Here is an 11,235-nt window from a genome sequence, read left to right as displayed (position 1 = left end):
TCAGCCAGGTCAAGGCGGTCAACAGATATCTCAACGGTGTGAAATACATCAGCGATATCCGCAATTGGGGGGTCGACGATTATTGGGCGACGCCGACGCAGTTCAAAGATCAAAACGGAGATTGCGAGGATTACGCCATCGCCAAATACATGTCGCTCCGCGCCATCGGCTTTCCGTTGGACAAGATGCGCATCGTGGTGGTGCAGGATCAAAATTTGGGTGTCGCGCACGGCATCCTCGCCGTCTATATCAACGGCAAGCCCTATATTCTCGACAATCAGACCAAGCAGATTCTTCCGAGTAAGAAGATTCACCATTACAAGCCGTTCTTTTCGGTCAACGAGAAGTCTTGGTGGCTGCACCGCGGCTAGAGCCTAGCGCGCCACATCATGCCTGACGGGCATATGCCCGACGCGTTTTCACCCCTGGCGCCGTCTTTCCTGCCGGCACAGTTCTTGGATTCATTCGTCGCCGAATTGTTTTCGGCGCCCAAGCGCGCCGCCACCGCCAGCGCTTTGATCGGCGCTCCGCTCGCGTTGGCCTGCCTCGAGGCGCTTGGGCCGGATGCGTTCGCACGCGCCGGTATCGAACGCGAAGCGCTTCTCAAACGCGCCCAGATCGCCGCCGTCTGTTCGCGCCAAGCACGGCGCGGGATATCGGAACTCCTGGCGGCGCTGGACCAACAGAATATCCCCAACCTTGCGATCAAAGGGTTTGCCCACGCCTATGCGCTTTATCCGGCGCCTTATTTTCGCTCCCTGCCGGACGCCGATATTTTGGTCCCTGAGAGTGATCTCGGCGCCCTCACGGCGATCCTGCGCGAACATGATTTTGTGACCCGGACTGACCCCGCCTCGGATCGTGCTTGGGGCGCTTTGACGAAAGCAAGCTTCGCACCAGTCACGCCGCGCGACGGGCCGGAATTTTTTATCGATTTTCACCGCCTGGTCGTCGATTACCCAGCCTGTCACGGGGTGCCAACAGCGGAAATATTTGGCGCTGCGCGTCGTCTAGAAACCGAGAACGGCAACTTGCGCGTGCCCGGCGAAGCGCACATCTTTGCAATTCTGGCGCTCCATGCCTTCCGCGATTTTTACGAGCCGCGGAGTCTGAAAGCTCTGTTCGATGCGGCGCTCTTTATGTCGCGCCATGCGCCGGACTGGTCCGCCGTCGAATCCATGGCCCGGCGTGGGAAATTTATCAGCCGCACGCTTTTCTACCGCGACCTTCTGGCCGAGATCGGTATCGGTGGAACTGAAGGCCTTTTCGCCGGGCGATTTCTGACCGCTGCGGGACAGCGCCTGGTGAGCCGGGTGGCCGGCAACATGCGCTCGTTGACGTTGCTGCATCTGCCGGACAGATTTAAGCTGAAACTAGAAATGAGCTTGTATGATTCGCCGCTGCATCTGCTGCGGCGCAATGGCGAGAGGCTGGCAGGCCTGCTCATTCGCCGGAAACATGAACTACCCGGCCTGCCAATAGAAGAAGCGGACGCGTAGCCTTGAGTGAAAACCAGCTTGATTCAGGCGCTCCGGGCGCCCCGCCAGACGCGGCGAAATCCGCCAAGGCGGATCATCACTTCGTGCGCAAATTTGCCAGCAGCATGCCAGCCCATATCGCCGAGACCTTCACCGATGCGCAACTGCGCGCCATTATCCGCGCTTACGGCGTGCGCAGTTGGAGTCAGCATGCGATCGACTTCCGCTTTACCCTGCCGATCCTGGCGCGCACCTATTACTTCGTGTTTCTGGCCGGCATCGACAAACGGCCGCGCAGCCGCAACCGCGCCGAGCGCCATTCCCATCCCATGGCGACGCTCGGAAATGTCCTGTTTCTATTTTTCGTTCTGCTGCTTCTCCTGAGTTTTGTATTGGGCGCTTTCTACGTGCTTAAATCGGCTTTCGGCCTGAATATCGCGCCCGGATTCTCGCTCGGCGTATGGGATAATATCCAGTCCCAAGTGGGGGGTAAGTGACGGCGGTTCCACCGGTTTACCCGGTAATCCTGTGCGGTGGTTCAGGCACGCGGTTGTGGCCACTCTCCCGCGCTGCCTATCCCAAGCAATTGTTGCGGCTCGTCGGCAGCCAAACCATGGTGCAGGATACAGCGCGACGATTTTCCGCCTCCGGCCTCGCGTCGCCGCTCCTGATTTGCAATGAGGCACACCGCTTCATCCTCGCGGAACAGCTTCGCCAAATCGATCTCACGCCGCAGCGCATCATTTTGGAGCCGGTCGGACGCAACACGGCGCCGGCAGCCGCCGTCGCCGCCCTCCTGCTAGCCAAGGATTCGGCCGATGCACTGATGCTGATTACGCCCGCCGATCATGTCGTCGCCGACGCCGAAGGTCTTCGTGCCGCCATTGACGAAGCCCGGCCTCTGGCCGAAGCCGGCCACTTGGTCACTTTTGGCGTCACTCCGAATGCGCCTGAAACCGGTTACGGATACATCCAGAAGGGCGCGCCGATTGGCGCCGGGCGAGGTTGCAAGGTGGCGCGCTTCGTCGAGAAACCAGATTTGTCGCGCGCGCAGGAGTTTATCGCAACGGGTCAATATCTGTGGAATAGCGGCATGTTTTTATTCTCCGCCGCGCGCTATTTGGCCGAGCTCAAGCGCCACCGTCCGGACATGCTGGACGCCTGCCGCACAGCGCTGGGCGACGCCGTTTCAGAACAGGATTTTCTCCGCCTCGCTGGAGCAGCGTTCGCCACGATAACTGGCGAATCGATTGATTATGCTGTGATGGAAAATTGCGAACGGTCGGCGGTGGTGCCGATCGACGTGGGTTGGAGCGATGTCGGCTCATGGCAGGCATTGTGGCAAGCGGGCGCACAGGACGGCGCGGGAAATCTCATCGAAGGTGACGTCATCGCGCTCGACTGCAAGGCGTCCTATATCCGCAGCGATGGGCTGCTTGTGGCCGCGCTCGGCCTCGAGAATATCGCGGTGGTGGCGACCAAGGACGCGATCCTCGTTGCCCCCATGGACAAAGCGGAAGCGGTGCGCGATGTCGTCCGCCAGCTGTCAGAACAGGGCCGTATCGAAGTGATGGAACACCTGCGCGTGGTCCGCCCGTGGGGCGCATTCGAGGGTCTCCGCCGGGAGCCCGGCTTTCAGGTCAAGCTGCTGACGGTTAATCCAGGCGCCAGCATTTCACTGCAATATCATAACCGGCGCGCCGAACATTGGGTGGTGGTGGCGGGCCAGGCCCGTGTGACGCGCGATTTGGAAACGCTGGAGCTGGCCGCAAATCAATCCACCTATGTTGCTGTGGGTGTTCACCACCGGCTGGAAAATCCCGGCAGTGAGCCGCTTCACGTCGTGGAAGTGCAGAGCGGCGACTATCTCGGCGAAGACGATATCGTGCGCCTGGAAGACCATTACGGGCGTTCGTAATACCGGGGTGCGAGCGGCCTCAACGGTTAGGTGCGCACCACCATCACCGAGTGGCTGTAGCGGCGTACCACTCGGTAGGCATTGTCGCCGAGCAGGAAATCGGCGAGGCCCGCGCGCCGCGCCGCCATAACGATGGGATCGGCGCCGATACGTTCCGCGGTCGCCACGATTTGTTCATGCACCGCACCCTGCACCACGCTGTGTTCGAGCGCGATGCCTTTTGGCACAAGCTCTGCAGTGAGTTTTTTCAGCTCGTCGAGCGCCGCGGCCTCGCCGGCTTCTTCTGCGCCTTCCGGGAAGTACTGACCGACCAAATTCATGCCGTAACCGGGCAGCACCGTCATGACGTGAAGCGTACCGCCCGATATCCGGCATAAATCAGCGGCAGCGGGCAGGGCTTTTTCCCAAGATGAAGTTTCGTTGAGATCGAGCGGCAACAATATTGTTTCATACATATCGGTTTCCAACCGTCTGAAGGGCAAAGGCGATCATTTGTCTGTTGGCCGTGAGCGCCCCGGCAAACGCCAACTCCCGGCGCGCAAGCGCTGCTGAGCATAGAGCAGGGCGCAACCGCAAAGGGCCAACGCCTGCATTGCCTCGCGCGGGATACCCAACGGCTCGGCCACTACCGTCGGGCGAAACAACAAAACGCAGAGTCCAAGCAAGATAACTCGTTCGATGATGCTGCAACGTTCGGCGAAGAATCCCTGGATCGCCGCGGCGAAGGCAAACATCGCGAGCAGCGTGACGACAAAAATCCAAATGAGACGCAGCGGATCGTCGATCCACACAATCGCACCGTCCGCTGCGACGCCGTCAATCATCAGCAAATCGGTATTGAACAGAAAGATAAATGGGAGAATCGCGGTGCGCAGGTCATAGGTGAAACCCTGCACGCCGGTTCGGATTGGATCGGAGCGTGCGATCGCCGCTGCCGCATAAGCGGCAAGACCCACCGGCGGTGTATCATCGGCCAAGATGCCAAAATAAAACACGAACAGATGCGCCGCGATAAGCGGAAAGATCAGCCCCGCATCGCTGCCGAGAGTCACGATCACCGGTGCGGTTAAGGTCGCCATGACGATATAATTGGCCGTCGTCGGCAGACCCATGCCGAGGATCATGCTGGTGATCGCGGTGAGAATCAGCATGAGATAGATGTTGCCCATCGAGACTGTATCGATCAGCGTGACGAATCGCCCGACCAATCCCGTGCTGGTCACGACGCCGACGATGATACCGGCGCTCGCCGTGGCCACACCAACTGCGATCATGTTTCGCGCGCCGCCGATGAGGCCGAGAAAAATATCCTTGATACCGTCGACAAAAGCGGTGCGAAGCGCCAGTCCCAGAGTCTGGCCAGGCGCCGGCTCATGGCCAGCTCGCCACCAAGCGAGCCAAGCAATGATCGGACGCTGCACGACAATGATGACGGCGAGGGCCTCGATCGCGAACAGTGCCGAAGTAATCGCCGAGCGTCGCAACACCACCAAATAGACGACCAGCACGATAATCGGCAGCAGATAGTGCAAGCCGCCTAAGAATGTCTTTAGAAGACGCGGCAACTCGGAGCGCGGGATGGGCTTGATGTCTAGCTTGCGCGCCTCGAGATGCACCACATAGAAAAGAGCGATGTAGGAAACCAGCGCCGGTATGAGCGCCGCACGCACGACATCGAGATAGGGTATGCCAATAATCTCGGCCATGATGAAAGCTGCGGCGCCCATGATCGGCGGCATGAGTTGGCCATTGGTGGAGGACGCAACTTCGATTGCAGCAGCCTTGTAGGCCGGCAGGCCAACCTTTTTCATGAGCGGGATAGTAAAAGTCCCGGTCGTCACGGTGTTGGCAATGGACGAGCCGGAGACCATGCCGGTGAGACCTGAAGCGACGACCGCCGCTTTGGCTGGGCCGCCGCGCATCCAACCAAGCCCAGCGAAGGCCACATCGATGAAATATTTGCCGGCGCCAGCGCGGTCGAGAAGAGCGCCGAAGAGCACGAATAAAAATACGAAATCGGTAGAGACGCCGAGCGGCACGCCGAATATGCCGGTGGTCGAAAGAAATTGATCAGCGATGACATAGTCGAGCGGGATGCCCCGGTGGCGTAAAAATTCCGGCATGTAGGGGCCGAGAAAGCTGTAGGCGAGAAAGATCATACCGAGAATAGGAAGCGCCAGGCCAAGTGCCCGGCGCGCCGCTTCGAGTAGCAGCACGATCATCACCACGCCGACCCACACATCCGCCGTGCTCGGCAGGCCCTGACGCGTGATAATGCCTTCGTAATCCCACCAGATATAAAGCGCGGCGGCGGCAGCGGTGACGCCCAACGCGATATCAAGTGGTGGGATACGGCTGCGCAGGGAGCGCCGCGGGCGGGCGCGCGGAAAGATCTTCCGCGTCAGCTTCACCCAGAACGGCAGCCGCGATTCGTTGTAAGCGGGATAGGCGAGATAGACCAGGAGGATGGCAAAGGCGAGATGCCAGGCGCGGGCAATAGTGGCGTTGACCGGCTGATAGGCAATATAGAGCTGATAGCCCGACCAAACGATGCATAACAGCAAGATGGCAATGCGAGCGATCGGGAGATCCGGGCTGCGCGGGCCACTCTCGACCTGTTCCAAGATATCTTGCGCCGCGGCCTCGCCGCTCTTGGCCTCGGGCCCCGGCGGTTCCCCGTTCTTGTGCCCGGGCTTCGCCATTTTTCGTCCAATCCGATTTCGATTAGCGCCAACGCAAGGGGGGCGACACCTGCCGCCCCCGATCGCGTTCGCGATGCGTTGCGTTTATTTCCAGCCGCGTTCTTTATAGTATTTTTCAGCACCTGCGTGGAGCGGCGCAGACAACCCTTCGAGCATGGATTTGGGTTCGAGCACGCGGAACGCCGCATGTGTCCCCTTCAGCTCATCAAGATTCTCAAATACCGTCTTGACGGTGTCATAGATCATTTGTTCCGATGCGCTGGCGCTGGTCACGACGGTCGCGGTCACAGCATAAGTTTCGACGTCCTCATCGACGCCCTTATAGGTACCGGCGGGAATTGTTGTCATGACGTAATATGGGCGCTCATCGACAAACGCCTGGATCGCCGCGTCATTGATCGGGATGACCTTGATCTCGGTGGAGTTGGCCGGCTCCTCGATCGCGGCGGAAGGATTGCCAACAGTATAGAAGAACGCGTCGATTTTCCGATCCACCAGGGCGCGGCTCGCTTCCTGCTGTTGCAGGCCCCGTGCATCGATATCATTGTCTTTGTCGATACCATAAAGGCGCAGGACGTCTTCGGCGTTGCCACGCTGACCGGAGCCAGGATTGCCGATATTGACGGTCTTGCCCTTCAGGTCCGAAACGCTGTTGATGCCGGCATCGGCGCGGGTCACCAGCAGCACTGTCTCGGGATGCATGCTAAAGACGCTGCGCAAATCCTCCATCGGCGCGCCGTCCCAATCACCTAGTCCATGGAAAGCCTCAAAATTACGATCCGACTGAGCGACGCCGAAATCGAGCAAGGTGCGTTTCACGGCGCGGATATTGAATACCGAGCCCAGAGCCGGTCGGCCAACACAGTTATAGTTGTCGCCATTATGCTTATTGATCAAATTGCATACATTAAGCGCGACCTGATAATAGACACCGGTTACTGAGCCGCCGCCGATCAAAATATCCTGTCCCGCTTTGGCCGGGGCTCCGACGAACGTACCCGCCATCAGAGCCACTGCGGCGGCGAAGGCCAGTACCGCTCTTCGACTGATCATGATGCTTCTCCTCTGTTCATTTTTTATTTGCAGTCATATCTCCCCGCTTCGGGCCGGCAAAATCTCGCTTGCGCGCCGCGCGGCCCTTACGTTCCTTATCCAGACCGTAGCGGTGCGACGGTTTGAATGCAACCGAGCCCCAAGGTCCAAAGGCCGCCAACTGCCAGAAAACCGGGCCTAATTTTCGGCGCCAACCGTGCCGATGGGCTATATTCGGAGGTGATGATAGCTGAAACTTTATGCTATTACGGCACTCAGGATGGAGCGCAATAAAAATGAATAAGGAGCCGCAAGAGACGCATCCAGAGCGCCCCAGCCAAGCCCCCATGGATAGCCTGATGCCGACAGAGATGGCGCTAAAGGCGGAGCGCGTCGGGGAACTCAAAGCCGGCCTGGATATACCCCGCCTGTTTGCCTTGGCCGTGCTGGCCGGCGCCTTTATCGCTTTTGGCGCCATGTTCGCGACCGTCACCGCCGCTGGCGCCGGTGACGTCTTGCCCTATGGCATTGTCCGCCTCCTCACCGGCTTAACCTTTTCCCTCGGCCTCATACTGGTGATCGTCGGCGGCGCCGAGTTGTTCACCGGCAACGCCCTGATCGTCATGGCGTGGGCGGCCAAGCGCGTCAGTTTGCGCAGCTTACTGCGTAATTGGCTGATCGTTTTCATTGGCAACCTGGTCGGCGCGATCGCGGCCGCAGCACTTATATTTGCTGCCGGACAATATGGTTTTGGCGGCGGCGAAGTTGGCGCGGCGGCGCTGGCGGTGGCCAAGGCCAAAGTCGAGTTGGGATTTGGCCAAGCGCTAGCGCTTGGGATTTTGTGCAACGTGCTGGTTTGTTTGGCGGTCTGGCTCTGTTTCAGCGCTCGGACGGTAGCCGGAAAAGTGGCGGCGATCGTTCCGCCGGTCGCTGCTTTTGTCGCCGGTGGTTTCGAGCATTCGATCGCCAACATGTACTTCCTGCCGCTTGGCCTAATGATCAAAGCCGGCGCGCCGGACAGTTTCTGGGCTGACATCGCCGCCACCCCAGCGGATTACGGCGCGCTCACCATATCAAGCGTCATTCTCAACCTCATACCAGTAACCATCGGCAATGTGATTGGCGGCGGCCTCTTGGTTGGCGCGGTCTACTGGTTCATTTACCTGCGCCATCGCTGAACCGGCAGTTCCCATTGAACGGCGGGCGCCTTACTTTATCAGCTTGCTCAACACCTTGAAGTCGTCGCTGCCGGCGACTTCCAGCCATTCGAACAGCACCATTTCGCTGGTCACGCATTGCGCTCCAAACGCGGCCATTCGCTCGACAGCGGCGCGGCGGTTTTCTTCAGCGCGCGATCCGCTGGCGTCGGTGACGAGAAAGACCGGCAATTCCTCAGCCAGCAGATCAGCCACCGTCTGCAAAACACAGACATGCGTTTCGGTGCCGCAAATCACCATTTGATCGCGCCCACCCGCCCGCAACGCCGATAAATCGCGGCGAAAATCCTCGCTGCGCGCAGCGCTGAATGTGAGCTTGGCAATCGTCTTAGTTTCATTCGGCAATTTGGCCGCAATGGCATCAACCGTGAGTCCGAGACCCTTGGGATATTGTTCGGACACGATAACCGGCACACCGAGCCGGCCCGCCCCTTCGAGCAATATGCCGGCGTTGGCGACCACTTTGGCACCCTTGTCGATGGCCGGAATCAGTTTATTTTGAAGGTCTATGACGATCAAGACAGAGCGCTGGGCGTCGAGCAACATATGCTATTCTCCGGGTGATTAACCCTTGAACGGACCAGGTGGGACGACGGCGTTGTTGGCAGCCTGACGAAATCGCCGTCGCGCCGCAAAGCGGTAGCATAAATACGCTGGAATTGGGCTAAAATACCGCCAAACCTGAACAACGGAAGGAACTACGAGCCACATGAAAAATTCCGCCAATAACGATTTCCCGATCCTCGATCAGCTGCGCGATCGCTGGTCTCCGCGCGCCTTTTCCAACCGCCCCGTTCCGCCGGAATCCGTGCGCTCGCTTTTGGAGGCGGCACGCTGGGCGCCGTCCTGTTTTAACGCCCAGCCATGGCGTTTCATCATCGCCACGCGCCAAACGGATAGCGAATTCCAGGCGGCGCTTTCGTGTCTCGTGGAAGGCAACCAAAAATGGGCCGAGCATGCGCCGGTCTTGCTCTTCGCCGTGGCGCGGATGAACTTCGAAAACGGCAAAGAGAACCGCCATGCGCTTTACGATACCGGTCAGGCGATGGCCCATCTGAGCGTCCAAGCCACGGCGCTCGGCCTCTTCGTGCACCAGATGGGAGGCATCCTGCCCGATCAAATTCAACAGACCTATGGCCTGCCCGAAGGCTATGAAGCGGCGAGCGGTGCCGCGATTGGCTACTATGGTGAAACCGACAGCTTGGCGGAGAATCTGCGGGAAATGGAATTGGCGCCGCGCGCGCGCATGGCGCTTTCCGAGACCGTCTATAGCGGCGCCTGGGGGCAGCCCGCGTCGCTCTAGCGGTCACAATTCCAAGGCATAGGTCAAAAGATCGGGCGCGCGGCAGGCGGGGCGAAAAAAAAGTTTTACCAAACGCCCTGCGCTGTCATATTTCGCCGTCGGGCGCGAATAAGTCCACTGCTCGGCATTCAAGTTATCAGGAATCATAACCCCAAATGAGCTTGAGCGTTGCGATCATAGGATCGGGTCCGGCCGCCTTCTACACGGCCGACGCCTTATTGAAATCCGACAGTGACTGCCGCGTCGATATCATCGAGCGCCTGCCCTGTCCTTATGGATTGATTCGCTTCGGCGTCGCGCCGGACCATGAGAAAACCAAGAATGTGATGCGCGCCTTTGCTAAAACCGCGTCACACGAGAGCGTCAATTATTATGGCAATGTCGAAATCGGCAAGGATATCGGCCTCAACGAAATTCGCGAGATGTACGATGCGGTGGTGCTCGCCGTGGGCGCCGACAGTGACCGCACCATTAGCATTCCCGGCGAAGACAAGAAAGGCGTCTTCGGCTCCGCCACTTTCGTCAATTGGTATAACGGTCATCCTGATTGCCGCGACCTAAATCCCGACCTAAACGTCGGCGCGGTGGTCGTTCTCGGCAATGGCAATGTCGCCATCGATGTCGCCCGAGTGCTGGTCAAGACGCCAGCGGAAATGGCGGCCACGGATTTGCCTGACTATGCGGCGCAACCGATACAGGCGTCGCGCCTGACGGACGTCTACATGGTCGGCCGGCGCGGCCCCAACGACGCCAAATACACCAATGTCGAACTGCGCGAAATGGGGCATTTGGAGAATTGCGTGCCGCAGATCGACGCCGCGCAATTGCCCGATTCGGTCGAAGGCGAGATGTCGGACCGCGACCGGCGGCTGACCGAAAAAAACCTTGCGACGGTGCGTACATTCATCGAGCGCAAGGCGGATGAGAAACCGAAACGGGTGCATTTCGTATTTTACGCGCAGCCGGTGGAAATTCTCGGTGACACGCGGGTGACGGGCGTCCGCTTCGAGCGCACGCAGGTCCGCGACGGGCGCGCCGTGGGCCTCGGAGAATTTTTTGAGGTACCTTGCGGCTTGGTGATCGCGGCGATCGGCTATACTTCGCGCCCGGTTGCCGACACGCCCTTCGACGAAAAGGGCGGCATCGTCCGCAGCGACGACGGCCGAGTGGCGGACGGCCTGTATGCGGTGGGCTGGATCAAGCGCGGCCCGAGCGGCGTTATCGGCACCAACAAACCAGACGGCAAATTGGCGGCTGAACAGATTCTCGCAGACTTCCGCGCAACGGGTGGCGCAACGGATGGCGCAGCCGGCGGCGGGAAGAGCGGCCGCGCCGCATTGGAAGCGCTGTTGGCGGTGCGCGGCGTACGCGCGGTCAGTTTCGCCGAGTGGCAGACGATCGAGGCGGCGGAAATCGCCAATGCCCGGGAAGGTGCGCCGCGCAAAAAATTCGTTACTGTCGACGAAATGTTGACGGCACTGGGTTGAATTTGCCCTGCCGAGGGTGTGCTTGCGCCGGTTTCACTCCAGTTTCACACTGTTTTTACTCGGTTTTCGCACGGGTTTCACTCCGGTTTCACTCCTGT

Annotated in this window: 11 protein-coding genes; 7 read left to right on the top strand and 4 right to left on the bottom strand. The window is 59.5% G+C overall.

The window, feature by feature from the left end; translation table 11 throughout:
• The 4 genes from O3A94_14650 to O3A94_14635 all read left to right on the top strand — a co-directional run.
• On the top strand, nt 1-371 hold a 371-nt coding region (locus O3A94_14650; protein ID MDA1357491.1), incomplete at its 5' end, for a transglutaminase-like cysteine peptidase.
• Nucleotides 372-389: 18 nt separating this feature from the next.
• Nucleotides 390-1,499 (top strand): nucleotidyltransferase family protein, encoded by a 1,110-nt coding sequence (locus tag O3A94_14645; protein ID MDA1357490.1) that lies wholly within the window; start codon nt 390-392, stop codon nt 1,497-1,499.
• A 2-nt stretch (nt 1,500-1,501) separates the two neighbouring features.
• Nucleotides 1,502-1,975: a 3-phosphoshikimate 1-carboxyvinyltransferase gene (locus O3A94_14640; GenBank protein MDA1357489.1), complete on the top strand. Its 474-nt coding sequence runs from the start codon at nt 1,502-1,504 to the stop codon at nt 1,973-1,975.
• Nucleotides 1,972-3,396, top strand: a complete 1,425-nt coding sequence (locus O3A94_14635) for a mannose-1-phosphate guanylyltransferase/mannose-6-phosphate isomerase (protein MDA1357488.1) — start codon at nt 1,972-1,974, stop codon at nt 3,394-3,396. The genes O3A94_14640 and O3A94_14635 overlap by 4 nt, the downstream gene beginning before the upstream one ends.
• A 26-nt stretch (nt 3,397-3,422) precedes the next feature.
• On the opposite strand, the gene O3A94_14630 is transcribed toward O3A94_14635, so the two are convergent.
• The 3 genes from O3A94_14630 to O3A94_14620 all read right to left on the bottom strand — a co-directional run bounded on the left by O3A94_14630 (nt 3,423) and on the right by O3A94_14620 (nt 7,151).
• Nucleotides 3,423-3,851 carry a universal stress protein gene (locus tag O3A94_14630; GenBank protein ID MDA1357487.1) on the bottom strand — a complete coding sequence of 143 codons (429 nt, stop codon included), beginning with the start codon at nt 3,849-3,851 and terminating at the stop codon, nt 3,423-3,425.
• A 33-nt stretch (nt 3,852-3,884) separates the two neighbouring features.
• Nucleotides 3,885-6,098, bottom strand: coding sequence for a TRAP transporter permease (locus O3A94_14625; protein ID MDA1357486.1), 2,214 nt, complete (start codon nt 6,096-6,098; stop codon nt 3,885-3,887).
• An 84-nt stretch (nt 6,099-6,182) separates the two neighbouring features.
• Nucleotides 6,183-7,151, bottom strand: coding sequence for a TAXI family TRAP transporter solute-binding subunit (locus O3A94_14620; protein ID MDA1357485.1), 969 nt, complete (start codon nt 7,149-7,151; stop codon nt 6,183-6,185).
• A gap of 275 nt (nt 7,152-7,426) precedes the next feature.
• Here O3A94_14620 and O3A94_14615 point away from each other — a divergent pair, with 275 nt between their 5' ends.
• The gene (locus O3A94_14615) at nt 7,427-8,308 is read left to right on the top strand and encodes a formate/nitrite family transporter (protein ID MDA1357484.1); all 882 of its coding nucleotides are present in this window, start codon (nt 7,427-7,429) and stop codon (nt 8,306-8,308) included.
• 30 nt (nt 8,309-8,338) lie between these two features.
• On the opposite strand, the gene O3A94_14610 is transcribed toward O3A94_14615, so the two are convergent.
• Nucleotides 8,339-8,893, bottom strand: a complete 555-nt coding sequence (locus O3A94_14610; protein ID MDA1357483.1) for a hydrolase — start codon at nt 8,891-8,893, stop codon at nt 8,339-8,341.
• A gap of 163 nt (nt 8,894-9,056) precedes the next feature.
• On the opposite strand from O3A94_14610, the gene O3A94_14605 reads away from it, so the two are divergent.
• Nucleotides 9,057-9,650, top strand: a complete 594-nt coding sequence (locus tag O3A94_14605) for a nitroreductase family protein (GenBank protein MDA1357482.1) — start codon at nt 9,057-9,059, stop codon at nt 9,648-9,650.
• A gap of 155 nt (nt 9,651-9,805) precedes the next feature.
• Nucleotides 9,806-11,137, top strand: a complete 1,332-nt coding sequence (locus O3A94_14600; GenBank protein MDA1357481.1) for an FAD-dependent oxidoreductase — start codon at nt 9,806-9,808, stop codon at nt 11,135-11,137.
• Nucleotides 11,138-11,235: the final 98 nt, after the last annotated feature.

It is taken from the genome of Pseudomonadota bacterium, from assembly GCA_027624955.1.
In the GTDB taxonomy this organism is placed as follows: Bacteria; Pseudomonadota; Alphaproteobacteria; order UBA828; family UBA828; genus PTKB01.
This window is presented reverse-complemented; position numbering and strand designations above follow the sequence as displayed.